Source organism: Pseudomonadales bacterium (genome assembly GCA_024234165.1).
In the GTDB taxonomy this organism is placed as follows: domain Bacteria; phylum Pseudomonadota; class Gammaproteobacteria; order Pseudomonadales; family UBA5518; genus UBA5518.
This window is the reverse complement of the sequence record JACKOP010000001.1, coordinates 935,894-959,011: the sequence shown is the minus strand read 5'-3', so window position 1 is coordinate 959,011 and position 23,118 is coordinate 935,894. Positions and strand designations below refer to the sequence as shown.

The 23,118-nt window shown below is 63.3% G+C and carries 24 protein-coding genes and 2 pseudogenes; 14 read left to right on the top strand and 12 right to left on the bottom strand.

Annotated elements, in window-relative coordinates; translation table 11 throughout:
• Positions 1-6 precede the first annotated feature (6 nt).
• The 8 genes from mazG (at position 7) to H7A12_04045 (ending at position 6,623) form a co-directional block, all read left to right on the top strand.
• Positions 7-831 (top strand): nucleoside triphosphate pyrophosphohydrolase, encoded by an 825-nt coding sequence (gene mazG, locus H7A12_04080; protein ID MCP5319989.1) that lies wholly within the window; start codon positions 7-9, stop codon positions 829-831.
• 131 nt (positions 832-962) lie between these two features.
• Positions 963-1,604: an adenylate kinase gene (adk, locus tag H7A12_04075; GenBank protein ID MCP5319988.1), complete on the top strand. Its 642-nt coding sequence runs from the start codon at positions 963-965 to the stop codon at positions 1,602-1,604.
• Positions 1,605-1,628: 24 nt separating this feature from the next.
• Positions 1,629-2,678, top strand: coding sequence for a ferrochelatase (locus H7A12_04070; GenBank protein MCP5319987.1), 1,050 nt, complete (start codon positions 1,629-1,631; stop codon positions 2,676-2,678).
• Between the two features lie 128 nt (positions 2,679-2,806).
• On the top strand, positions 2,807-3,220 hold the full coding sequence (locus tag H7A12_04065; protein MCP5319986.1) for a histone: 414 nt from the start codon (positions 2,807-2,809) through the stop codon (positions 3,218-3,220).
• A 119-nt stretch (positions 3,221-3,339) separates the two neighbouring features.
• Positions 3,340-4,038: a tRNA (adenosine(37)-N6)-threonylcarbamoyltransferase complex dimerization subunit type 1 TsaB gene (gene tsaB, locus H7A12_04060; GenBank protein MCP5319985.1), complete on the top strand. Its 699-nt coding sequence runs from the start codon at positions 3,340-3,342 to the stop codon at positions 4,036-4,038.
• A 100-nt stretch (positions 4,039-4,138) separates the two neighbouring features.
• Positions 4,139-4,435: a hypothetical protein gene (locus H7A12_04055; protein ID MCP5319984.1), complete on the top strand. Its 297-nt coding sequence runs from the start codon at positions 4,139-4,141 to the stop codon at positions 4,433-4,435.
• An 8-nt stretch (positions 4,436-4,443) separates the two neighbouring features.
• Positions 4,444-5,328, top strand: coding sequence for an NAD(P)-dependent oxidoreductase (locus H7A12_04050; protein ID MCP5319983.1), 885 nt, complete (start codon positions 4,444-4,446; stop codon positions 5,326-5,328).
• Positions 5,325-6,623: a M18 family aminopeptidase gene (locus tag H7A12_04045; GenBank protein MCP5319982.1), complete on the top strand. Its 1,299-nt coding sequence runs from the start codon at positions 5,325-5,327 to the stop codon at positions 6,621-6,623. The genes H7A12_04050 and H7A12_04045 overlap by 4 nt, the downstream gene beginning before the upstream one ends.
• Positions 6,624-6,671: 48 nt before the next feature.
• Here H7A12_04045 and H7A12_04040 read toward each other — a convergent pair whose 3' ends face one another.
• On the bottom strand, positions 6,672-7,463 hold the full coding sequence (locus tag H7A12_04040; GenBank protein MCP5319981.1) for an enoyl-CoA hydratase/isomerase family protein: 792 nt from the start codon (positions 7,461-7,463) through the stop codon (positions 6,672-6,674).
• Positions 7,464-7,606: 143 nt separating this feature from the next.
• Between H7A12_04040 and H7A12_04035 the strand changes: the two genes are divergently transcribed.
• The 3 genes from H7A12_04035 (at position 7,607) to H7A12_04025 (ending at position 10,521) form a co-directional block, all read left to right on the top strand.
• Positions 7,607-8,617, top strand: a complete 1,011-nt coding sequence (locus H7A12_04035) for a tryptophan--tRNA ligase (GenBank protein MCP5319980.1) — start codon at positions 7,607-7,609, stop codon at positions 8,615-8,617.
• Positions 8,618-8,708: 91 nt separating this feature from the next.
• On the top strand, positions 8,709-9,134 hold the full coding sequence (locus H7A12_04030) for a hypothetical protein (GenBank protein MCP5319979.1): 426 nt from the start codon (positions 8,709-8,711) through the stop codon (positions 9,132-9,134).
• A 46-nt stretch (positions 9,135-9,180) separates the two neighbouring features.
• Positions 9,181-10,521: a beta-lactamase family protein gene (locus H7A12_04025; GenBank protein MCP5319978.1), complete on the top strand. Its 1,341-nt coding sequence runs from the start codon at positions 9,181-9,183 to the stop codon at positions 10,519-10,521.
• A gap of 187 nt (positions 10,522-10,708) precedes the next feature.
• On the opposite strand, the gene H7A12_04020 is transcribed toward H7A12_04025, so the two are convergent.
• The 4 genes from H7A12_04020 to H7A12_04005 all read right to left on the bottom strand — a co-directional run bounded on the left by H7A12_04020 (position 10,709) and on the right by H7A12_04005 (position 14,443).
• A complete protein-coding gene (locus H7A12_04020; GenBank protein MCP5319977.1) occupies positions 10,709-11,266 on the bottom strand; it encodes a hypothetical protein in 558 nt (185 codons plus the stop codon).
• Positions 11,267-11,930: 664 nt separating this feature from the next.
• Entirely contained in the window at positions 11,931-12,101 is a 171-nt protein-coding gene (locus H7A12_04015; GenBank protein MCP5319976.1) for a hypothetical protein, read from the bottom strand.
• A gap of 120 nt (positions 12,102-12,221) precedes the next feature.
• Positions 12,222-13,544, bottom strand: a complete 1,323-nt coding sequence (locus H7A12_04010; GenBank protein MCP5319975.1) for an IS1182 family transposase — start codon at positions 13,542-13,544, stop codon at positions 12,222-12,224.
• A gap of 554 nt (positions 13,545-14,098) precedes the next feature.
• The gene (locus H7A12_04005) at positions 14,099-14,443 is read right to left on the bottom strand and encodes an HNH endonuclease (GenBank protein ID MCP5319974.1); all 345 of its coding nucleotides are present in this window, start codon (positions 14,441-14,443) and stop codon (positions 14,099-14,101) included.
• 579 nt (positions 14,444-15,022) lie between these two features.
• On the opposite strand from H7A12_04005, the pseudogene H7A12_04000 reads away from it, so the two are divergent.
• The 3 genes and pseudogenes from H7A12_04000 (at position 15,023) to H7A12_03990 (ending at position 16,415) form a co-directional block, all read left to right on the top strand.
• A pseudogene (locus H7A12_04000) lies at positions 15,023-15,241 on the top strand (phage integrase N-terminal SAM-like domain-containing protein).
• A 9-nt stretch (positions 15,242-15,250) separates the two neighbouring features.
• Positions 15,251-15,562, top strand: a pseudogene (locus H7A12_03995) (tyrosine-type recombinase/integrase).
• A gap of 76 nt (positions 15,563-15,638) precedes the next feature.
• Positions 15,639-16,415 (top strand): transposase, encoded by a 777-nt coding sequence (locus H7A12_03990; GenBank protein ID MCP5319973.1) that lies wholly within the window; start codon positions 15,639-15,641, stop codon positions 16,413-16,415.
• Between the two features lie 292 nt (positions 16,416-16,707).
• Here the strand turns inward: H7A12_03990 and H7A12_03985 are convergent, their stop codons facing one another.
• From H7A12_03985 to H7A12_03955, 7 genes are all read right to left on the bottom strand, one after another.
• Complete coding sequence (locus tag H7A12_03985; GenBank protein ID MCP5319972.1) at positions 16,708-17,235, bottom strand: DUF2726 domain-containing protein; 528 nt, start codon at positions 17,233-17,235, stop codon at positions 16,708-16,710.
• Positions 17,236-17,369: 134 nt separating this feature from the next.
• A complete protein-coding gene (locus H7A12_03980) occupies positions 17,370-17,693 on the bottom strand; it encodes a hypothetical protein (GenBank protein MCP5319971.1) in 324 nt (107 codons plus the stop codon).
• Between the two features lie 75 nt (positions 17,694-17,768).
• Complete coding sequence (locus H7A12_03975) at positions 17,769-18,647, bottom strand: restriction endonuclease (GenBank protein ID MCP5319970.1); 879 nt, start codon at positions 18,645-18,647, stop codon at positions 17,769-17,771.
• A gap of 370 nt (positions 18,648-19,017) precedes the next feature.
• The gene (locus H7A12_03970) at positions 19,018-19,671 is read right to left on the bottom strand and encodes a hypothetical protein (protein MCP5319969.1); all 654 of its coding nucleotides are present in this window, start codon (positions 19,669-19,671) and stop codon (positions 19,018-19,020) included.
• A complete protein-coding gene (locus tag H7A12_03965) occupies positions 19,668-20,666 on the bottom strand; it encodes a VWA domain-containing protein (GenBank protein ID MCP5319968.1) in 999 nt (332 codons plus the stop codon). The genes H7A12_03970 and H7A12_03965 overlap by 4 nt, the downstream gene beginning before the upstream one ends.
• Entirely contained in the window at positions 20,663-21,751 is a 1,089-nt protein-coding gene (locus H7A12_03960) for a VWA domain-containing protein (GenBank protein ID MCP5319967.1), read from the bottom strand. Before H7A12_03960 ends, H7A12_03965 begins: the two co-directional genes overlap by 4 nt.
• Positions 21,741-23,117 carry a hypothetical protein gene (locus H7A12_03955; protein ID MCP5319966.1) on the bottom strand — a complete coding sequence of 459 codons (1,377 nt, stop codon included), beginning with the start codon at positions 23,115-23,117 and terminating at the stop codon, positions 21,741-21,743. Before H7A12_03955 ends, H7A12_03960 begins: the two co-directional genes overlap by 11 nt.
• Between the last annotated feature and the right edge of the window lies 1 nt (position 23,118).

Below are 23,118 nucleotides of genomic sequence, written 5' to 3'. Positions count from 1 at the left end.
GGTTGGATGAGGCGCTACGGTATCGAGGATCTCTGCGAACTGATGCGCCGGCTGCGCGATCCGCAGTGCGGGTGCCCGTGGGATCTGCGCCAGGATCATGCATCGTTGCTCGAGCACACGCTGGAGGAGGTGTACGAGTTTGCCGATGCCGTCGTGCGGGGCGATGACGGGGCAATGTGCGATGAGCTGGGTGACTACCTGTTCCAGGCAGTCTTCCATGCGCAGGTCGCTGCCGAGCGGGGTGCCTTCGGTTTCGGCGACGTCGTGCACGCAATCGTCGCCAAGCTGCTGCGGCGGCATCCGCACGTATTCCCGGACGGCACTCTCGATGGCTGGCGTGATCCGGGTGCCCGTACGGACGAGGGCGCAGTGCGTGCGCTGTGGGAGCGTGGCAAGCAGGAAGAGCGGCACCAGCGTGCACTGCACGGCGTGCTCGATGACGTGCCGCTGGCTCTGCCGGCGTTGCCGCGCGCAGCAAAGCTGCAGCGGCGCGCGGCGGCGGTGGGTTTCGATTGGGCCGATGTGACCGGTGTGATCGACAAGCTGCGCGAGGAGCTCGGAGAGCTCGAGATCGCTCGCCGTGATCGTGATCCGGATGCGATCACGGATGAGCTTGGCGACCTGTTGTTCAGTTGCGTCAATCTGGCGCGCCATCTCGGCGTCGACGCGGAAGCTTCCCTGCGCCACGCAAACACGAAGTTCGAGCGACGCTTTCGCGTGCTCGAACAAGAAGTGCAGCGGCGTGGACTTGCATGGGAAGCCTGTGATTCGCAGTTCCTCGACGGCATCTGGGAGGCAGTGAAGCAGCACGAGCGGGCCGGCAACCGCTGACGTGTGTTCACTTGCGCACGCCCGCTGGCGGCTTGTTATCGCTGCCGTGGGTGTGTAATGTTCAGCGCCTTTGTTCAGATCATCAAACCGGGATCGCACCGTCCGAGTGGCGATCCTGCAGGAGACAAGCGATGCGCGTGATTCTTCTGGGCGCTCCCGGCGCTGGCAAGGGTACCCAGGCGCAGTTCATCATGGAGCGTTTCGGCATTCCCCAGATATCGACGGGTGACATGCTGCGTGCAGCGGTAAAGGAGGGGAGCGAGCTCGGGGAGCAGGCGCGCGAGATCATGGCGGCGGGACGGCTCGTGCCAGACGACATCATCATCGCCCTGGTCAGGGAGCGCATCGCACGTGCCGATTGCGCAAACGGTTTCCTGTTCGACGGATTCCCGCGCACCATTCCGCAGGCCGAGGCGATGAAGCACGCAGGTGTGCATATCGATCACGTGATCGAGATTGCCGTTCCCGACGAGGTCATCGTGCAGCGCCTCGTGGGCCGGCGTGTTCACCCCGCATCCGGGCGCGTCTACCACGTCGAGTTCAACCCGCCGCGGGTTGCCAATCGCGACGACGTGACCGGCGATACGCTGGTACACCGCGAAGACGATCGCGAGGAAACCGTGCGTCATCGGCTCGGCATCTATCACGAGCAGACGACGCGGCTGATCGGCTACTACCGCGGCGAGCAGGCGAACGGTACCCGTTATCACGGCATCGATGGTGTTGGCACGGTCGACGAGATCCGCTCGCGCGTACTGCAGGCGCTCGTCTGAATCGATGCCGGCGCCCTTGGGGCCATGGACACGGATGCGCGTGTGGCGACCGAGGAAGCTCCGGACTGGAATCCACCCGCCGCGGTAATCCTCGTCAATCTGGGTTCACCCCATGCGCCGACTCCGGCAGCAGTGGCGGCCTTCCTGGCGGAATTCCTGTCTGACCGGCGCGTCGTCGAACTGCCGTCTCTGCTGTGGCAGCCGATCCTGCGCGGGATCGTGATTCCGCTGCGCGCACGGCGGGTGGCACACGCCTATGCATCGATCTGGGGTGATGGTTCGCCGTTGCGGGTGATTGCGCTGCGCCAGCGTTGGCGGTTGCAGCAACGGCTGCGTGCGAGTTGCGGTGATGCGGCCCCGTGGGTGCGGCTCGCGATGAGCTACCACGGGCCATCGATCGCCGCGACCGTCGCCGATTGCCAGCGCCGTGGAATCGATCGCATCGTCGTTCTGCCGCTCTATCCGCAGTACTCTGCCACCACCACTGCTGCAGCGTTCGATCAGGTCGCGCGCCATCTGCTGAGCGTGCGCGCGTGGCCGGAGCTGCACCTGGTGCGTGACTATCACGACCACCCCGGATACATCGCTGCACTCGCTGCGAGTGTGCAGGAACACTGGCAGCAGCACGGGCGTGCCGACCACTTGTTGCTGTCTTTCCACGGCATCCCCGAGGCGAACATCGCGAAGGGGGATCCGTATGCACGACAGTGCGAACGGACCGCACGCCTGCTCGCAACCAGTCTGGGCTTGCACGAGCGTGAATGGACACTGGCGTATCAGTCGCGATTCGGGCGCGCACGCTGGCTGATGCCGTATACGAACGAGACGCTGCGCAAACTGGCTGTCGATGGAGTGCGCTCGATCGATGTGATGTGTCCGGCATTTGCTGCCGACTGTCTGGAGACCCTGGAGGAGATGGGCATGCAGAACCGTGCGGTGTTCCTCGGTGCCGGCGGAACCGAGTACCGCTTCATCGCGTGTCTGAACGATCGCGAGGACCATATCGCGATGCTGCACGACATCGTGATCGCAAGCGGATGCAGCAATTTGCGCGTGTGCCACGGCAGTGAGTGATCTGCTTTTGCACATACATGTGGTGTTTTATTGAACACCTCGGATCGAGGTGCTATTTTGCGAATGCGTTCTGTAGTGTTGCTGTGTTGGATGTTCGTCTCGTTCTACTGAAAACAAGGAGTTCGATAATGGCAAAAGCAACGGCGAAGAAAGCCCCCGCGAAGAAGGCGGCCGCCAAGGCCGGAGGGAAGAAGAAGCAGCGTCAGTCACTCGGCGAGCGCATCATGCAGCTCGAGAAGGACGCGGAGAAAGACATCAAGGCACTTGCTGCAGCGCTCGAGAAGCGTGCCAAGACGGATCTGCGTGCAGCCATCGACAAGTTCGAGAAAAAGTGGATGAAGGACCGCAAGAAGACGACCACCAAGCGGATCAGCGATGCGCAGAAGAAGGTCAAGGAAAAGCTCGCTGCACTGAAGAAGGCTGCGACAAAGAAGGCAGCACCGAAGAAGGCAGCACCGAAGAAGGCGGCGCCGAAGAAGGCGGCACCGAAGAAGGCAGCGCCGAAGAAGGCGGCGCCGGCGAGCGCTCCTGCGGCTTCCTGAACCGTCGTTTTCCGATCTGTCGTGAAGCCCGCCTCCCGCGCCAGCGGGGTGCGGGCTTCACCGTTTTTTGTGGACCATTCGTCTTCGTTCGCCCTGTCTGGTATCCGGAGCACACCGCGATGGCACTGCTGCTCGGAATCGAAACCTCTTCGTCTCGCTGCTCGGTGGCGCTCGGCGACGGTGAATCGATCGAGGAACTCGTCGAGGATCGTCCGCGCGAGCATCACGCAATCATCCTGCCGATGGTCGCGGAGTTGCTCGCGCGGGCGAACCTGCGACTGCAGGGGCTCGACGCAATCGCATTCGGTCGAGGCCCGGGTTCGTTCACCGGATTGCGTATCGCGGCGAGCATCACGCAGGGGCTGGCCTTTGGTGCCGGCCTGCGCGTGGTCCCGGTCTCGTCGCTGCAGGCACTCGCGGCCGATGCGGGCGAGCGCACGGGGCGTACTGGCGGTGAGGTGCTGGTGGCGGTCGATGCACACATGGGCGAGATCTACTGGGGCCGCTACGCGTGGACACCGGAAGCACTGCAGGTGCTGCACGACGACGGGCTTGCGCGTGCGGATGAATTTCGCGCAGCCGACCATGGCAGTGCACAGACGACGGTCCTGGCCGGCAACGGGTGGAGCATATATCCGCAACTCGAGATGCCGGGAGCCACGCGGATCGTCGCTGCTGCTCCGGCGGCGCGCCAGATCGTGCGTCTGGCAGCACGCACCGAGTGCAGCAGTTGGGTTGATGCATTGCACGCCGAACCGGTCTATGTGCGCAGCGCTTCGTTATGGAAGAAGCGTGCGGAGCAGGGCGGAGCGAGCTGATCAGCGCTGTTTATGCGTGTGATGTGCGGTTGCTATACTCGCGCGACATGGAGGCATGGGCACGGATTACGGCTGACTGGACATGCGGATCACAGCGGGCTTGATCGGAGCTTCCACGCACTTGCTGCCGCCTGGCGGGGGTGCCGTGCGTGCAAGCGAATCGAGCGCAGCCGCCGCGGGGCGCCGTGACGGGACGCGTGTCGAAGCGGTGCCCGACGCCGATGAGCGCACAACGGCACGGCGCACCGGCGGAGCAGAGCGCGTGCAGCGCCTCGACGAGTCGGGGCTTCGGCCCGGTCCGGGTCGCAACGCGGTCGCAGCCTACCTGGCGGTTGCACGCAGTACGGCCATGGATGCGGCGGCTGTCGAACTCGCGGGCATCGATGTGATCGTCTGAGAGGATTCGTGGCAAGGCTCGCTTTCATCGGTCTTGGCGTGATGGGCTATCCGATGGCAGCTCATCTTGCTCGTGCGGGCCACGCGTTGCGTGTGTTCAATCGCACGCCTGCGCGTGCCGAGCGCTGGGTGGCGGAATTTGGTGGGGAGCGCGCCAACTCGCCGGCCCAGGCAGCCCACGGTGCCGAGATGGTGTTCTGTTGCCTGGGTGACGATCACAGCGTGCGCGAGGTGGTACTCGGCACGGAGGGTGTGCTGGCGACGTTCGGAAAGGGTGCGCTGCTGGTCGATCACACGACGGCTTCGGCAGCACTCGCACGCGAACTCGCCACCCGGGTCGCGGCGCGTGGTGGTGGATTCATCGACGCGCCGGTATCGGGCGGGCAGGCCGGTGCCGAGCAAGGCATCCTGACCGTGATGGCCGGTGGCAGCGTGGAGGATTTCGCACGCATCCGACCGTTTCTGGACTGCTACGCGCGTAGCGCGCGTCTGCTGGGACCGGCCGGTGCCGGGCAGCTCGCGAAGATGGTCAACCAGATCTGCGTTGCCGGCGTCGTGGCCGGACTGGCCGAAGGATTGCACTTCGCACGCCGTGCCGGTCTGGAACCGCAGGCAGTCATCGACGCGATCGGCAAGGGTGCGGCACAGTCGTGGCAGATGGACAATCGTCACCGCACGATGCTGGCTGGCGAATACGCCCACGGCTTCGCGGTCGACTGGATGCGCAAGGATCTCGCGATCGTGCTGGACGAGGCACGCCGCAACGGTGCACACCTGCCGGCGACGGCGCTGGTGGACCAGCTCTACGCGGAGGTACAGGCGATGGGCGGGGGGCGCTGGGACACCTCGAGCCTGCTGGCACGCCTCGAACGTGATGAGGAGACGCAAGGGTGAACGATACTGCGGAGCGGCATTTCACGCGCGAGCTGCTGGCTTTCCTCGCGGCTTCACCAACCCCGTTCCATGCGGTGCAGAACCTGGCGGCAATTCTCGTTGCGCAGGGTTTCGAGGAGTTGCTGGAGACTGCGCACTGGAATTGTCGTGCAGACGGGCGCTATTTCCTGCGCCGCAACGGTTCCTCGCTGATCGCCTTCGCGAAGGGGCGGGTACCGGCAGTGGAAGCAGGAATCCGCCTGATCGGCGCCCACACCGACAGCCCCTGCCTGAAGCCCAAACCGTGCCCGGAGCTGCGCCGAAGCGGCTTCCTGCAGTTTGGCGTCGAGGTCTACGGTGGCGCACTGCTCAATACCTGGTTCGACCGTGACCTGTCCCTTGCCGGACGTGTCAGCTATGCGACGGCGGCCGGTGTGCGCCATGCGCTGATCGATTTCCGAGCGCCACTGGCGGTGGTTCCGAGTCTCGCGATCCACCTCGACCGGGAGGTGAACAAGGGCCGTGCGATCAACCCGCAGACGCATCTGCCGCCGGTTCTCGCGCTGGCGGCGTCCGAGGTGCGCGACTACGAGGCGCTGCTGCTTGATCGCCTGCATGAGGAGCATCCGCAGTGTGGTGCTGTACGGGTGCTCGATTGCGACCTGTCGTTCTACGATACGCAACCGCCACGACTGGTCGGTTTGCACGAGGAGTTCCTCTGCGGTGCACGGCTCGACAACCTGCTGAGCTGCTTTGCAGCGGTGCGCGCACTCGCAGCGTGCAGTGGTGAGTTCGACGCGATCGCGGTGTGCAACGACCACGAGGAAGTCGGCAGCGTGTCGATGGCCGGCGCCCAGGGGCCGATGCTGCCTGCCATGCTGGCGCGGCTATACCCGCAACGCGAGGATCGGGAGCGCGCGCTCGCACGCTCGCTGCTGGTGTCGGCGGACAATGCCCATGGCGTGCACCCGAATTTCGCCGACAAGCACGACGGCAATCACGGCCCGCTGCTGAATGCGGGGCCGGTGATCAAGGTGAACGCCTCGCAGCGCTACGCCACCAGCAGCGAAACGGCGGCAGTCTTTCGCTGGCTGTGCGCGCAGGAAGGCGTGGCAGTGCAGAGTTTCGTGGTCCGCAGCGACATGGCTTGCGGCAGCACCATCGGTCCGTTGACTGCGGCAAACGTCGGCGTGCGCGCGGTCGATGTCGGCGTGCCGATGCTGGCGATGCACTCGGCGCGCGAGTTCGCCGGGGCGCACGATCTGCACGCACTGACGCGCGTGTTGCGCCGCTTCTGCGACGAGCCGACCGTGTAACCCGGTGGCGAGCGACGCGTCACAACCCGCGTCGCGTCGTCATGCCATTCAACCGCCAGTAAAAACTGCGGCGCGCTTGGCGAGGAAGGCGCTCACGCCCTCGCGTCCGTCGGCGGTGACCGAGGCCGCGGCGATTTCACTGCCCTCGAGATCCATTTGTGTTTCGAGCGTGCTGTGGTACGACGCAGCCAGCATCCGCTTGACTGCGCCAAAGGCCCGAGTGGGTCCGCTGGCGATCCGGGTGGCCAGTGCCGTGGCAGCTTCCGGCAGTTCGGTGTCCTCGACCACCTGGGTGACGATGCCCCATTCGAGCGCCTCTTCGGCTGCCAGTCGTCGGTTGCTCAGGATCAGCTCCTGCGCGCGACGCAGGCCAACCACACGCGGCAGGAAGTACGTCGCGCCACCGTCCGGTACCAGCCCGATCGCGGTATAGGCGAGCGTGAACCTGGCCGAACGTGCTGCAAGCACCAGGTCGCCGCACAGTGCGAGGCTGAATCCGGCGCCGGCTGCCGCACCGTTCACGGCAACGATCAGTGGTGCGCGCATGCGTGCGAGGTTGGAGATTGCCGCATGCAGCAGCAGGGTCAGCTCCTTCAGGTGGCTTTGCAGCCGCGTGGCGTTGCTCGCGAAGCCGTTGATGTCGCCGCCAGCGCAGAACATGCGTCCGTTCGCGCCAAGTACGACGGCGCGCACCGAATCGTCGTGCCGGCAATCGAGCGAGGCCTGCAGCAGTTCGCTGGCCATCTCGAGACTGATGCCGTTTGCGCTGTCGGGGCGATTCAGCGTGATGCGTGCGATGGCGGCTTCACGCGTGAATTCGATGGTGTTGAATGCGCTCATCGATGGGTCTCCTGCCGGGCTGGAACGATGCAGGCGCGAGTATGGGCAAGCGTTGCCGAGCGGGTCAATCGAGCTGCCCGACGCGGATGGCGACGGCCCGTCGTGGCACGTATCATTGGCGGCCTTGCGCAGGATGGATACGCATGAGACAGCAACGAGTTCTGACTGGAATCACCACCACCGGCACGCCGCATCTCGGCAATTACGTGGGTGCGATACGGCCGGCGATCGATGCCAGCAGGCAGCCCGACGTGCTGTGCTTCTACTTTCTGGCCGATCTGCATTCGCTGATCAAGAACCAGGACCCGGAGCTGCTGCGACGTTCGACACGGGAGATCGCTGCGACCTGGCTCGCCTGCGGGCTGGATAGCTCGCGTGTGGTGTTCTACCGGCAGTCGGACATCCCCGAGATTCCCGAGCTGACGTGGCTGCTGAGCTGCATGACTGCGAAGGGTCTGATGAATCGTGCCCACGCATACAAGGCTGCGGTGCAGTCGAATCAGGAGGCGGGGCAGGACGACGATTTCGGCATCACGATGGGGCTCTACGGCTATCCGGTGCTGATGGCTGCCGACATTCTGATGTTCAGTGCCGATCGGGTGCCCGTCGGGCGCGACCAGATCCAGCACGTCGAAATGGCGCGTGATATCGCGCAGCGTTTCAACCATCACTACGGCGAACATCTGGTACTCCCGAGCGCAGTGGTCGACGACGATGTGGCCGTGCTCGCCGGGCTCGACGGGCGCAAGATGAGCAAGAGCTACGGCAACACGATTCCGCTGTTCCTGCCGGAGAAGCAGTTGCAGAAGCACATCAACCGCATCAAGACCAACCTGCAGGAGCCCGGCGAACCGAAGAACCCTGACGAGTCGACGGTATTCCAGGTGTGGCAGGCCTTTGCAAGCGCGGAGCAGCGCGAGGAAATGCGTCGTGAGTTTGCTGCCGGCATCGCCTGGGGCGAGGCGAAGCGGCGCCTGTTCGAACTGGTGAACGAACAGTTGTGCGAGCCGCGGGCGCGCTACGAAGAGCTGATGGCACAGCCGGCGCTGATCGAGAAGCTGCTGCAGGAAGGCGCCGAGCGTGCCCGCAGCTACAGTCGGTCACTGATGAGGCAATTGCGCGAGGCGGTGGGGTTGCGTCGCGTTGACGCCTGAGCGCTGCGGCTTGCGCGGCATCCCTTGGTCCCTATACTTTTCGGTGGGACGAGCCCCCGCACTGACGGCAACATGAACAGGGGACATGCGCATGGTCTGGGTGATTGCTCTGGTTCTGGTGGTGGCTGCGGTGTTTGTCGGGCTGCGCCTGCGCCGGAAGCCGCGGACCGTGCAGCCGGTGGTGTCGGGCAGCACGACCAGCGCAGCGCCGCGCGCTGTTGTGCGTCCAAAGCCCGAGACCGCCAACGGTGACGGTTTTCGGGGTTGCCTGGTCATGCCGCAGAAGGATGGTTGCGAGGCGGTACAGCGCCTGCGCGGGCAGACGTTCCCGATCGAACGCGTGATCGTGGTTCCGGTGGTGGGCTGCGACCGCAACGCTTGCGAGTGTCATCTGCATCGTGTCGTGGGACGGCGGCGGGTCGCGCGGCGATCGCAGGCGGACCGTCGCACCGATGTGCGCTTCACCGAAGACCGTCGCTCCGGCCGTGATCGACGCAAGGGCGTCGACGTCTGGTGAACCAGGAGGGCGCCGGAAACCACGATTGCACGGAGGCGGAGAGCCGATGGCGCTAGCACCAGCACTTGCACGTATCATCCCGCGCCACCCGCTGGGCAAGCTCATGCACCGCGTTGCGGTACCGCACGATCTCGACGAGGTGACGCAGATCGATCGCTCCGCCGAGTGCGATCCGCGCGATGCGGGCATTGCTCCACGCGCGGTGCAGGCCGTCTGGGATGCGGTATGCGCGTTGTACCGTACCGGTTACTACCCGGCGATCATGGTCAGCCTGCGCTGCAGCGGACGCACGCTGTTCAGTCGCGCGATCGGACACGCGAGCGGTAACGCACCGCACGCCGAAGAGGGTGCTCCGAAACGCTTCGCGACAGCGAGGACTCCAAGCTGCATCTTCTCGGCGTCGAAGGCGCTGACCGCGACGCTGATCCATCGCATGGAGGAACAGGGCGAGATCGACCTGCAGCATCCGATCGCGTACTACCTGCCCGAGTTCGCCCGCAAGGGCAAGGACCGGATCACGATCCATCACCTGCTGGCGCATCGCGCCGGCATTCCAGGCATTGCGGGCGTCGAGGATCCGCGCATGATCCTCGATCATGCGCAATGCCTGCAGTTGCTCTGCGATGCGCAACCACAGGATCCGAACGGGCGACGCCCCGCCTATCACGCGGTCACCTCGGGCGTGCTGCTCGAAGAAATCGTACGCCGCGTGACCGGCATGGATACGCGCAAGGCCTGGCGCGCCTGGTTCAAGGAACCGATGGGCCTGGGTGTGCTGGATTACGGCGCCAGCGCTGCGGTGCGTTCGCGAATCGCCGAGCAGTCGCTGACCGGCATCCAGGGTTTGCGACTGGTCGATGATTTCGCGCGCCGCCTGATCGGAGCACGCTTCCAGGACGTGATCGACCTGCTCGACGATCCCGCCTTTTACCGCGCCGTGATTCCCTCGGCCAACATGGTGGCCACCGCCGAGGAAATGACGGCGTTCTACCAGATGCTGCTCGACGAAGGACGCTGGAACGGACGGCAGATCCTTCATCCCGACACGGTCGCACGCGCGACGACCCCGGCCGGACCGACCGCACGCGATGCCACGATCGGCCTGCCGATGCGCTACAGTCCTGGCTTCATGCTGGGCGGTGCACCGTTCGGGCTGTTCGGGGCAAATTCCTCGCTTGCCTTCGGCCATATCGGCCTGTCGAACAACCTGACCTGGGCCGACCCCGAAAGGCAGATTTCGGTCGCGCTGCTGGTGAGCGGAATACCGGTGGTGGCGAACAACATGGGAGCACTGCTGCGTCTGCTGGCGCGGATCACTGCGGCGTTTCCCCGTATTCCGAAGCGGGAAAGATCGGGCAGGGTGGCTACGCAGCGTGGCGGATCCTGAGTTCGGGAGCCGTAGCCCGGCCTGCGCCGATGGTGCCTGACTGCCAGAAATGGAACTCTTCCAGAAAGCGCTCCACTATTACTGGCCCTGCACTCCTCACGTAAAAGTCGATCGCGTTTTCGAGCTCGGGGGCGCGGAGCCGGCCTGCCGGCAGAGCGCCCCTCTCGAAGCGATTGTCGAACCAGAGTTACTCCGCCAATGCTGCAAATTGAGGGTGGGTTACAACCTGCTTTAGCAATTCTTGAACCGCAGGGCCAAAGGCGTCAGCAACATTCTTACAGGCAGAATATGCAGACCAGCTTGTCTCGAATGGGTATTTGATGGAGACGGTGTAACCAGGGGATATATTCGATTTGACACTCATGGTTATGTCCCAACTGGCAGGCGAGACCGAACTGAAACTCAAAGCTTCCAGGCGGCCATCAATCGCAGCGGGTGCGTTGGTTTGGTAAACCTGAGCCATGAACAGCTCCTCCTGAAATGCATCCTTGATATATTGCGGGAGAGATTTACCTGGGGCTACTTTTACAGGTCCATTAAGTCTGCATAGAGGGCTTTCTTCGACACCAGGGGCAAGTGTCACCGAACCAATACTTACCTTTTTACCCTGGGCTTGCAAGCTCTGCTGGATGGATATTACGTTGGCAGTTGATGCTTTGTAGGGGATAGAGTTGGTCGTTTCACAACCCGACACGGAGAAAGCCAGCACTACGGCTGCCAAAGAAAGCTTTTTCGTATGGTTCACATTTAATCTCCAAAAGTAGCGCGCCAAGGCACGGAAGGGTTCCAACAGTGAGTGGACGGGAATCGTCGATATTGTAATACGGCACTCATCCATCCAGCACGCAGCGACTTCAAACGCCATCCAAGCACTGATGAAATCTCTCCGAAATCCAAAGCCATAAAAACCGACATCCTGTCCGTCTATTCTTTCGATCAGACTCGAAAGTTCACCATGTTTTTACATGGCAACCTGCCGTATAACACGTACGCAACCGGATGGCCAGAACCTGGCGTCAATTTCATCTTGCTCCGGGCGACCGTGCTGGTGCGACCACCCGCCGCCAACCCGACGGCTGAGGCAACGTCCGCGGATCGCCATACGATCCGCTGGCCCCGGAGAGCGTGGTGTGCTCGCCGGCAATCCACTCCCGAGGAGGACCTCGCGCCACCGATGGATCCAGCCAGGCAAGACGTGCTGCGCTCGCGGGTGCGGGCCGCGTTCGCTTGGTGAAAATCATTCCGCCTGATCAGGCAACGACGCCCTCGTGCGTCTGAAAAGCTTTCCCCTATAAAAAGCGTTCGCCACTCCGGGGCACGGGCTTGTTCAACCCGGGATCAGGTCGCGGCTGCGCGCGACCTATCCCTATTCGTTATGCGGCACTCGCCAAGCGCGGCGTTGCGTGGTCTCAATCGAACGGCTTGATGTCCAGCTTGACACCATAGAACAGTTTCTCGCCATTCCGACGGGTTCCTCCTCCCACGACGAGCGCATCACAGGTTGCATTCACGCCGGAGAGACGCTTCTGCCCTAGGAGCCTGCGCGGCAGAAGGGAAATCACATTGACGAGAAATTCCAAGCGCACTTTTTGAAGCAGTGGACGCGGCGATGTGGAGGAAATGACCTGTGCGGCACGTACCTGATGACACATGCCCAAGCGTGGCAGTGGCCTGAGGGCGAGTTTTCTCTCTCTTGCCCCTCATGCCCACGCTGCCATCCGCCTCAAGTTCATCGCCAGACACACCAGTTTCCATTCGGCCCGTACCTTCTCCACGCCACGAAAACTGAATTGCCGGAATCCCAACACCGATTTGATCCAGCCGTTGGGTGCTTCCACGATGGCCTTGCGGCGGCGGTACGCCGCCTTGCCGGCTTCACTGGCTAGCGTTTGCGCCATGTCCGCGGTGTGCGGGTATTTTTGTGCATCCACCTGCGCTTGTTCGCGCCCTTCTCGCCCCAGTGCCACGATGACCTCGCAGGGCGTGTGTGCCAGCGCGGCCAGCGCCGCTTCACTGCGATAGCCGGTGTCGGCCAGAACCTGCTTCGGCAAGGCCCCCGTCGTGCGCTGTACCGCGTCCACCATCCCCGGCAACTGGCCACTGTCGGCGGCGCAGTCGGTAAGCTCTGCCGCCACGATGATCTGACGCTCGGCATCCACCGCCGTCTGCGCGTTGTAGCTGTGGTCGAAGCCGCCGTTGGACTGCTTCATGATCCGGCTCTGCGGATCGGTGAAGCTGGTCTGGTCGCTGTCCTCGGGCACGCCGAAGTCGCGTTTGAACGGTTTGCCTTTTCTCGGCTTGCCGTCGGAATCATGCGGCTTGCGCTCGTCGCCTTCATAGCGCCCGCGTGCGGTATCGGCCTCGCGCTGCTGCGCTTCCAGACGCGCCTTGCCGGCCTGGATCGCCGCCAGCCGCGCTTCGCGCCGCGCGATCTCGGCCGGCAGATCGTGATCGGGTTCGCTCGCCTCTGCCGCGTCCGTGGCGCGGGCGCGCTCCAGCAGCGCCGCAATCTCTTCCTTCAACTCCACTTCGGCCTTGAGCATCCGCCCATAGCTCATCGCCTTGTGGCGCGAGGCGTTGGCCTTCACCTTCGTCCCATCTACCGCAATCGTGCCCAGCTTCACCAGCCCGCACTCGCGCGCCAGCTTCACCACCTGCACGAACAAGGCCGACAGTTCCTCCAGATGCAGCGCACGGAAATCGCTCAGGGTCCGGTGCGCCGGGAAGTTGCCCGCCGCCAACACACGGAACGCCACGTCGTCATACAGCCGACGCGCCAGCTTGCGCGAGGAGAACACCCCCGTCGCATAGCCATACAGCAGCACCTTCACCATCATCTCCGGGTGAAACGGCTGATTGCGTGGCCCGCCCTTGGCGTAACGGGCGTGGAACGCCGACAGGTCCAGCGAGGCCACGGTGTCGGCAATGAAGTACGCCAGATGCCCTTCGGGCAGCCAGTCCGCCGCCGACACCGGCAGCAAATGCCCTTGATCAGGGTGATACGGAAGGTAGGAAGTCGTCATGTCGCAGTCGTCGCCCATCGTCGTCATGCCATTATTGTCGCCTATCAGAGCAGCGTTGGGCTTCTGCCGCGCAGGCTCCTAGGCGGCGCCTGTAGCTCCTCGCATCTTTGCGAGCGAGATAGCCAACCTTCTTGCCTTCGATCTGTACGCACACGGCCTTCGGATCGTGGGCGTTTGTGTCTTCGAGAACCAGGACTGCCCGACACGGCTTCTCTGCGCTCTCAGCTCTATGCGGGCCAGCCAGGGCTGCAAGCGTCGCCTGGTAGTGTGACTCACCCACAACTTCGAACTCAAAGTCTCCACGGCCCTCCCAGTGATGCTCCTGACCCGCAGCTGGCGCGACCGCGCGGCTGCGGTTCGCGGCCGTGCGGGGTGCTGGCTTCCTGCTCGCGCGCGGAAGTATTCGCCAAACGATGTAGGCGATGGCACCGACCAGCAGGAGCGGAAGGAGTACGTCCACGGTGGTTCTTGTGCCGCCTAACGTTTGAGGTCACCGGCGCTGCGCGGCTTTATCGCGCAGCGTCCGGTGGACCGATGGGTTGGGGGACGGGGATTCATGCCGCTGTTGCTCTCTTTAACTGGTTGCAGTCGGAGCATAGGATTTGAACATTCCGATAGCCATTGGACCCGCCAGCCGAGTGCGGCAAAATGTGATCAAACTCGATGCGCATGGCTTCGCTAACTTTGTGGCGCTTGGCCATCCCGGCCACGCCAGGACACCAACGACCCGACGCAAGAAACTCAGAAAGAACAGCCTGTCTTACATCGCCGGGTATATGCCTTGAGTGCGTGATTGGCTCCGGCGATCCGTCGTTGTTGGATGGCTTCCAATGTGACCGCAAATAGTTCAACAACCAGTCCACTCCCTGCTCACTGAGCACCCAGGAGATGGTTGCCATCTCGTCTGGAAAAAGCCGAGGCCGCTTTTGAATCTCTTTGGCAAGTGCTCGACTATAGGCGTATGGAATCCAAATAATTGTCCGGCACTTTCTGGCTTGAATGTGAAACTGCAATTGCCCACGGAAATACACGCGAAGGGAATCTGTTGCAAAGGACAGCGTCACCAGCGGGTTCTTCTCTTGGAGCGCGTCGAGTTCTTTCAGAAGATGCGATGCAATATGAAAAGCAGCAACTCCATCGCTCGATGAACGCGCAGACTTCGATAGCACCCTGTCAAAGAAAAAGGCGCAGTAGTGAATGCTCCCAAAGCTTTTCTTCACTCAGCCACCTTCAGCACAGGGTTCAACATGGAGTCTCCCAACACTTGAGGTAAGCCGCGCCGCGAAGCGGCGTCGGCTTGAGTGAATAGTTGAACGAAGCCGCTTCGCGGCAGGAACAAGACGAGAAGAACGAGACGCCAAAACCGGGAAACTTCTCCGGCACACCCAGACTCGGGTGTGCATCACCGAAGGAGAAGCGACATGGATTCATCGGAGCAAACCCGTTTTGACGCACTGTACGCGAAGCATCTTTGAGCACTGAAGCTCCAGGGCAAGGCACCGAAGACGATCGATGGTTACGCACGAGCGCTGCGCCGGGTAGCCGCACACTTCGATCGCTGTCCGGATCGACTGGACGCGGAAGACTTCAAGTCCTACTTCGCCTCGCTGATCGACGAGCGATCGTGGAGCCTGGTGAAGATCGAGCGCTGCGGACTGCAGTTCTTCTACGAACACGTCCTGGAGCGGGAGTGGCCGTGGGTGGACATGCTCAAGCCGCCGGTGGTGCACGCGCTGCCCGATGTGGTCAGCGTCGATGAGGTCGCACGGATCATCCGGGCGAGTCGCGAGCGGCGCTACCGGACGTTCTTGCTGACGACCTATAGCCTGGGCCTGCGTCTGGGCGAAACCCTGCGATTGCGGATCGGCGATATCGACAGCGCCCGTGCCCAGGTCCATATCCGCGGCGGCAAGGGACGCAAGGACCGCTTCGTGGTACTGCCTGCACTCACCCTGCAGTGCCTGCGCCGCTACTGGCGTGATCATCGCCACCATGAGCTGTTGTTTCCGGGGCGTGCCGGACCGCAGGGTGCCGCGCCCGTCACCTTCATGGATCGAGGCAGCACCCAGAAAGCGTTTGTCCGTGGACCACTTCATGGTGACCTTTACCTTGCCGGCACCCTTGCGTGCCGCCGCGCAGGCGTACCCCGAAACCGTCTATGCCGCCTTGTTTCGCGCCGCCTCGCAGACCCTCAACGGTTTCGCGACACGAAAGCTCAAAGCGGAACTCGGCCAATGCGCGGTACTGCACACCCACAACCGTCGTCTCGATCTGCACCCGCACCTGCACGTCATCGTGCCCGGAGGCGCACTCGATGCGCGGCGCCGGCAGTGGCGAAAACTCTCCGGACGTTACCTCTTCAACGCCTTTGCCCTGGCCCGGGTGTTCCGTGCTCGGATGCTGCAGGCCCTGCAGCTCGCCGGCGTGCCGATCCCTGTCGGCCTGCCGCCGAAATGGGTGGTCGACTGTCGCCGTGTCGGTCGTGGCGAGCCGGCATTGCAGTACCTCTCGCGCTACCTCTACCGGGGTGTCATCCACGAGCGCGACCTCCTCGACTACGATCGCCTCGCCGGCACCGTCACCTTCCGCTACCGTGACGCCAAGACCCGCCAGCCCGCACTGCGCACCCTGCCCATCGCCGAGTTCCTGTGGCGCGTGCTCGCCCACGTCCTGCCGACCGGATTTCGTCGTGTGCGCGAGTACGGATTCCTGCACTGCCGGGCCAGGCGACGCCTCGTTCTCGTGCAACTCGTCTTGCATGTGCTGGTCCAGGCGGCAACGTTGCGACCACGCCCACCGCTGTGTTGCATGCGCTGCCATACCCCGATGATCGTCGTCGCCGTCACCAAACGCCGCAGACCCGACGGCTGAGGCAACGTTCGCGGATCGCCACATGATCCGCTGGCCCGGAGAGCGTGGCGTGCTCGCCGGCAATCCACTCCCGAGGAGGACCTCGCGCCACCGATGGATCCAGCCAGGCAAGACGTGCTGCGCTCGCGGGTGCGGGCCGCGTTCGTCTGGTGAAAATCATTCCGCCTGATCGGGCAACGACACCCTCACGCGTCTGAAAAGCTTTCCCCTATAAAAAGCGTTCGCCGCTCCGGGGCACGGGCTTGTTCAACCCGGGATCAGGTCGCGGCTGCGCGCGACCTATCCCTATTCGTTATGTGGCAACCGCCGCAACAACTGGCGCCACCCCGATGACCGAAGCAAACTGTGCTTGCAGCTCTTGCACGGAGTATGCGTGCTTTGCAGGAACCTGGAACAGCGGCAGACCAATTGACTCGCAGACCTTGGTGAGCAACTCGTCTCGTGTTTGCGCCCGCTTGGATGAGTGCGAGCTGTCGTTGAGCTCCACTGCGCAAATGACTGACAGATCCGAAGCGCGACACACAACGAAGTCGAAGTGCTTTGCAGCAACACGATTGAGCGCGCCTTGCCGAGCCGCGTTGCCCAAGCCGGGCTTGACCGAAGCGAGATCGGCGACCCGAACCTTGCCAAAAACGCGATGCTCTGGACCTACGGCCTGATCCAGTACGCCGAGGAACGAACGCTCAGCAGGCGAGAACAATGCTTTTGCGGGAATGTACGGAAAGCCAACCTTGGAACCGGTGCCGGCTTTTTTGCCTGCGACTGCAAGGAACGCCGCAGCCACGACAACAACGATGGCCAAAACAAAAACCCACGACATACGACAGCCTCCCCTGTGCCAGATAACGCTTGAAGTAACCGGCGACGAAACCGCGTAGCGGTTTTGGCGTCCGGTTGACTGAACTGTTGGACGGCATTTCTTGCCTTACGGATCGGAACCGCGTTGCTCCTATGCTACACACCGTACTCCGCCTCAATTGCGTTGCGTACTTGCTCCGGAACCGAAACCCATTCGGTGCGCCCTGAAACGACGAGGTGCACCCCAAGCTCTGAAAGCATCGCACCTGCAAGATTCTTGAAACGCTGCTCAGTGGTGAGCGGGAACGGAGCACCAAGCATGTAGCGACTAGGGGACAGAAACCTTGCCTCTGCATTCACCCACTCCACGCCCGCGGCCGCACGATAAAGATACTGATAGCCTGGATTTGCGACGGCAGGCGTAACTGCAACCTGCCCATTGCTCAGCAATTCAACCCTTGTGACTTGCAGATTACTCATGCCGCCTAACGTTGGAGCTCAGCGGCAGCCCAATGGGCGCGAAGCGGCCTTTGGGCTGTCCGTTGAAGCGACTTGTTAGCCACGAAACTCACCGAAGAAGGAGTGATTGATCTCATACGTAGTCACCGGCCGAAGACCGAGTTCCAGCTTCTCGAGCATGTCGATCAGCTTTTCACCATCGATAAGTTCGATTGGCGGCACCCCGTCTCGCGAAGCCTCGCGCCTCGCTTCAGCAGTAAACGAACCGGTAGTGATGATGATGCCTTTGTCGGCGCGCCCCGCCATGGCACCGCGAAAGTCACGAACGTGGGACGGCGAGACGGACTTCGCGTACCGCTTGCATTGAAACAACACCTTGAACGAAACCAGTGGGTTGATTTGCAGAGTGCCGTGACCGTCGATGCCACCGTCGCCGCTCGTACCGGTTACGACGACCTGCGTGAACCCCGCCTCGCGCAGCAGGCGTTGCGAAAGCCGCTCGAAGCCTGCGGGTGGCAACCCCAGTAAGAGTTCGATGGTTTCAGCCCGGTAGTCCTTGGAAGGAGCGCCAGTGCCCTCAGCGACTTGCTCAGCGATAGGCTCGGCGACCTCAGCTTTGGCGCGTCGCTGCTCTTGGAAGATCTTCACCCAGCGCAGGAATATCTGATGCGCCTGTTCATACGTGAGGGAGGAGGAGCGCCCGCGTTCAGTAAGGCTCCACACTCCACGCTTCGATGAGTCGAGCAGCCCTTCGCGGACAAGGTAGAAGCGCGCCCAGTGAACTTGGTTGCGAAAGCGTGGTTCGCCAGAGGGTAGGAGGTCGTTTTGGACTTCGTCTGACAGCGCGAGGTCAGTCGCGATCTGCTCGACCACTTCCTCCGGCGAGCCGGAGCCGCCGAGCTTGCGAAGAGCGTCAAGCAGCGGCCCGAAGAACTTGACGAACTGCGCGCCTGCTTCCTTCTTGCGTCTGGTCATCGCAATGAGTGCTGAGTGCGTGGCATTGAGTGGCTAACAGTGAGTGGACGGGAATCGTCGGTGTTGTAACACGGCACTCATCCATCCAGCACGCAGCGACTTCAAACGCCATCCAAGCACTGATGAAATCTCTCCGAAATCCAAAGCCATAAAAGACAACATCCTGTCCGTCTATTCTTTCGATCAGACTCGAAAGTTCACCATGTTTTCACATGGCGACCTGCCGTATAGCACGCACGCAACCGGATGGCCAGAACCTGGCGTCAATTTCTTCGTGCTCCGGGCGACCCCCGGGGTAGACTTCCCGATCGCAACGTAAGTGCCCGTACACCCGGGTCCGAAGATCGTAGACAGGTTCAGGTAGTGCGCATTATCCCTGCGTCAGCCCCAGCCACATGCGGATCTGTGGATCACGCTGCAAACCGATCAGCAGGGAAGCGCCGGCATCGCGCAGCGCGACCACGGTGGCGGCGCGGATCGCATCCTCGTCCGAGGTCAGCACCGCGGTGGGTGTCTTGCCGTAGGCGGTGAAGTTCCAGTGTCCCAGGGGTTCTCCTGCCGCATCGCGGATTTCCAGATCGTACTTGATCCAGATCTCGAAGACCTTGGCACGCGTGTCGGCTGGCAGTGCGAACTGGAACTCGGCGACGCGTGGCACGATGATCGCCTGGGCTCCTGCCGGTGCGCCGGTTGGCTGCGGCAGTTCGTGCAGTGCGCGGAACGCGCTGTGAAGCACGCTGCGAAACGCCTGGATCTGTGGATGCCCCAGGTTGATCGTCCATTCCTGTCCGGAAGGACCGGGGCGCTTTTCCTTGTGCGTGAAGGTGGTGAATTCGGGCGTGAAATGGACGGCGGTCGCAATGGGCAGCGGGTCGACGAGTGCCGCGGGAAATTCGTCGAGCGCCTGCATGTTCACCACGTGCGGGCCGCAGGCGTTCAGGGTGAAGGCAGCCAGCAGAAGCATGGCTATCCGGAATTGCGGGAGGCGGCGGATCGCCTGTAGATGCTTGAATAGTGTGCTCACCTGATGTCCTCCAGTCCCACGAAGCTGCCGCCGTTGCGCCAGGCGAGTTCACGCATCAGTGAGGCGAAGCGGATTCCGGTGACCTGCTGGTTTGCCGGTGCCGCCTTGAACACGGTCGGAAAGCCGATGCCGTGGATGCGCACCAGCCGTTCGCCCCCCGAGCTGGCATTGATGCGGTCGACTTCGTCGATCACGCGTGCGATCGAGTTGCCGGTGAACTCGTCGCCCAGCACGTAGATGCTGATGCGTCGTCCCGGCTCGTGGAAAGCACGAATCGCGGCGACTATGCCTTCGACCGGGCTGCTGTTGCTGTAGGGGGTCCAGTTCGCGAAGCGGCTGATGATCGCGCGCCGGCGTGACGGTGTATCCGGAATCCACTGGCCGCGGTAGCTCGAGAACATGTATTCGCCTTCGTCGCTCAGCACCTGGATGCCCTTCACCTTCGGGTAGATGTCCAGGATATGGATCATCTCGCGTTGCGCGCGAGCCCAGGCGTAGTTGTACATGCTTCCCGAGGTGTCGATCACGAAGATCACGTATTCGCTGTCGATCGGGATGCCGCCGATCGTGTCGTCGCGGTGCTTGCCCCGGGCGCCGAGCAGGCGCTTCATCTCGTCGGTCAGGCGCTGCCTGGCGCTTTCGAGTTGGCCGACCAGCCGGCTTTCGACGGTGTCTGCGGTGTTCTGGGTCCTGGTTTGGCCGCGCACCGTGGACAGGTCTCCCTGCAGGCGCGCCACGGCCTCCAGTACTTCCGAGAGCTGTTCGCGGCGTGCGTTCAGCTCGCGCTCGAGCACCACCGACTCGCCGCGCAACTCGTGCAGTTGCTGCTGCAGCGCGGTGATACGCCCGTGCATGTCGCGTGTATCGCGTTCCAGCACCCGCGGTTCACTGATGCGCGTGATCATCAGCAGCAGGATGATCGCGCCGAAACCACAGCAGATCACGTCGAGAAACGACAGGCTGAATTCTTCGCTGCTGCGCCGCCGCTTCTTCATGGCCAGTCCTGTGCCGGAGAGAGGAATGCGCCGCGGGTTGCAATGGCGAGCTGCCAGAAAGCCGATGCCGCCATCGGGTCGCCTTCCATGGGGGCCAGGATCACGTTGACCGGTATGCCGCGCGGCAATGCTGCCAACGCCTGGTTGAAGTATTTCATGCGGTCACGGCCGTTCACCTTCGCCGGCGCTGCACCGCTGCCCTGGGTCGGCAGCCCGTCGGTGATCAGATAGATGTTGTCGGGTGCGGGCTTCATTGCAGCTACGGCCTGGAACGCGGCGAGCAGGCTGGTGCCACCGGCAGGCGTGATCTTCTCCAGCGCATCCACGGCACGCCCGAGCTGTTCGCGGTCACCCACCGCCAGCCACTTGCCGGCGGTTTCGGGCAGCGCAGGCTTTGCCTCGGTGCCGAACAGCAGGATCTGGTACTCGGCGGTGGGCGGAAAGCGTGCACTTATCCAGTTGACGGTGGCCACCGCGCGTCGCCATTTCCCGGCTCGCCGTTGCACCGGCTCCGGCATGTTGCGCAGCCGGATGATGTTCACCAGCGAGTGATCGAGCATGCTGGCCGAGCGGTCGAGCAGCACCACGATCCGCTGGCCGCCCAGCTTCAGGCCGGTGAGGTACTGGCGGTCGCCGTCGCCCGTGAAGCGGCGAACGTCGGAGCCGCTCTGCTGCTCGACTTCGGCGCGCAGTGCTTCGTTGCGTTGCTCGAGTTCGCGCAGATCGGCCTTGAGCTGGTTCAGGTGTTCGCTGCGTGCACTCGTGTCATCGTGGTCCCTGGCGATTTCCTCGCGTTGCTGGCGAATCTGTTGCTGCAGTTCGCGCGAGCGCCCGCGTGCCTCGGTCGTGGATTCGTCGACCATCGCGATCGTGTTGCGCAGTTCGACGAGCTTTGCCTGGCCTTCGCGCACCTCACGATCGAGGAACTCGGCCTCTGCCACCAGTTCGCGGTTGGCTTCCTGCCGGCGCTGTTCGCCCGAATGATCGATCACCAGGAAAACCAGGATCGTCGCACCGAAGCCGCACGACATGATGTCGAGGAACGACAGGCTGAAGATGGAGAATTCGCGTCGCTTACGCGCCATCGCTGCCGATCGTCGATTCCGCCACCAACTGCAGCACCTCGTCTCCGCTGTCGGGCTGCAGGTGCTGCCCGGCACGGATCGGCGACGGTGAGCGTACCGGTCGGCCGTCGAGGCGCAGCGTAGCGCCGGAAACTGGCGCGAGCACCCATTCAGAGCCTTCCCAGCGCAAGGTGCCGGCAAAGGTGTGCGGCATGCGCCGCGACAGCGTCCAGCCGTTGCGGTCACGGTGCAGATAGAGGCTGCCGGGCTCGAGTCGCAGGGCGCGCTCGCCGATCACCAGGTGGCTCGGTACCGCAGGCGTCGCCACGGACGGAGCGTCGTCCGGTGCTTCGTGCACGGCGTCGCTGTGTTCGCCCCCTGGATCGGCTGATCCGGAGGTCTTCCCGTGTGCGGGAAGCCGGGTCACGAAGCGCAGCGCTTCGTCGTCGCTGCAGATCAGCGCTTCGTGCCGCAGGCAGCCGCGGATCGCGGCTTCCGGGTCGAGCCGGGTGAACGCCGGCAATGCGCCCTCGATGCGTGGCAGCGCTGCGAAGCGGGCGCTGGCGAGCAGGTTCGCACCGGCAAGTTCACTGCGTACCGCCTCCTCGATCTGGGTGTAGACAGGCTGCGCGGCATCGAGCACCTCGCGTGCGCGCAGTTTCGCGTGATAGCTCGTACCGGCGCTGCGCAGTTCGACGGACACGTCGTCGCCGTCATGCAGCGCGCCGATCCACGGCGGAATGTGGTCGTAGAGCTGCTGCTCGCTCGCTGCCGCGTGCATCGGGTCGAAGCGGCTGTGGCGGATGAAGAGTCGCGTCAGCAGTTGTGCCCACAGCTCGTACAACTGCACCAGCCCGCAGCCCGGCAGTGAACGCACGTTCTCGCGCGTGAGCATGTCGCCGTCCTGGCTGATGCGTGTCAGCACGCACTGGTGCAGTTGCAGGTCGAGGTGCAGCGCCTCGCCGCCGAGCGCAACGGTACTGGCTGCGCTCAGGGCGCTGTCGGTGAGGCCGACGGCACGAAACGAGGTGCGCTGCGCGATGCCGAGCAGCACGCCAAGCTGCTCGCGGCTGAAGCTGCCCGGTACCGCGAGGATCATGCGCTGCGGGTTGCCGGCCGAGGCAGCCAGTTGCTGCAGTTGTGCCCACGCGAGATCGGCATGGTGGCGTGCGTGGCTGCGCGCATCGTGCAGCGCCTCGGTCCCGAGGCGCAGCCAGAACTGGTTCAGCGTGTGGCGCGGTTCGCCGCGTGCGCGTGCCTGGGCCGCGTCGCCCGTGATCACCTCGTGGCGCGTGACGGTTGCATAGCCGGGACTGCGCAGGGCGGGTGACCTGCCGTCACCGAGCAGCAGTGCGCTGTCGTTGAGTTCCAGCACCCAGGTATGCATG

Coding starts and splice junctions, on each gene's coding strand:
- mazG (MCP5319989.1), top strand. CDS start 7: ATGAGGCGCTACGGTATCGAGGATCTCTGCGAACTGATGCGCCGGCTG.
- adk (MCP5319988.1), top strand. CDS start 963: ATGCGCGTGATTCTTCTGGGCGCTCCCGGCGCTGGCAAGGGTACCCAG.
- H7A12_04070 (MCP5319987.1), top strand. CDS start 1,629: ATGGACACGGATGCGCGTGTGGCGACCGAGGAAGCTCCGGACTGGAAT.
- H7A12_04065 (MCP5319986.1), top strand. CDS start 2,807: ATGGCAAAAGCAACGGCGAAGAAAGCCCCCGCGAAGAAGGCGGCCGCC.
- tsaB (MCP5319985.1), top strand. CDS start 3,340: ATGGCACTGCTGCTCGGAATCGAAACCTCTTCGTCTCGCTGCTCGGTG.
- H7A12_04040 (MCP5319981.1), bottom strand. CDS start 7,463: ATGAGCGCATTCAACACCATCGAATTCACGCGTGAAGCCGCCATCGCA.
- H7A12_04035 (MCP5319980.1), top strand. CDS start 7,607: ATGAGACAGCAACGAGTTCTGACTGGAATCACCACCACCGGCACGCCG.
- H7A12_04030 (MCP5319979.1), top strand. CDS start 8,709: ATGGTCTGGGTGATTGCTCTGGTTCTGGTGGTGGCTGCGGTGTTTGTC.
- H7A12_04025 (MCP5319978.1), top strand. CDS start 9,181: ATGGCGCTAGCACCAGCACTTGCACGTATCATCCCGCGCCACCCGCTG.
- H7A12_04010 (MCP5319975.1), bottom strand. CDS start 13,544: ATGACGACTTCCTACCTTCCGTATCACCCTGATCAAGGGCATTTGCTG.
- H7A12_04005 (MCP5319974.1), bottom strand. CDS start 14,443: ATGGCAACCATCTCCTGGGTGCTCAGTGAGCAGGGAGTGGACTGGTTG.
- H7A12_03990 (MCP5319973.1), top strand. CDS start 15,639: ATGGTGACCTTTACCTTGCCGGCACCCTTGCGTGCCGCCGCGCAGGCG.
- H7A12_03985 (MCP5319972.1), bottom strand. CDS start 17,235: ATGTCGTGGGTTTTTGTTTTGGCCATCGTTGTTGTCGTGGCTGCGGCG.
- H7A12_03980 (MCP5319971.1), bottom strand. CDS start 17,693: ATGAGTAATCTGCAAGTCACAAGGGTTGAATTGCTGAGCAATGGGCAG.
- H7A12_03975 (MCP5319970.1), bottom strand. CDS start 18,647: ATGACCAGACGCAAGAAGGAAGCAGGCGCGCAGTTCGTCAAGTTCTTC.
- H7A12_03965 (MCP5319968.1), bottom strand. CDS start 20,666: ATGAAGAAGCGGCGGCGCAGCAGCGAAGAATTCAGCCTGTCGTTTCTC.
- H7A12_03960 (MCP5319967.1), bottom strand. CDS start 21,751: ATGGCGCGTAAGCGACGCGAATTCTCCATCTTCAGCCTGTCGTTCCTC.
- H7A12_03955 (MCP5319966.1), bottom strand. CDS start 23,117: ATGCATACCTGGGTGCTGGAACTCAACGACAGCGCACTGCTGCTCGGT.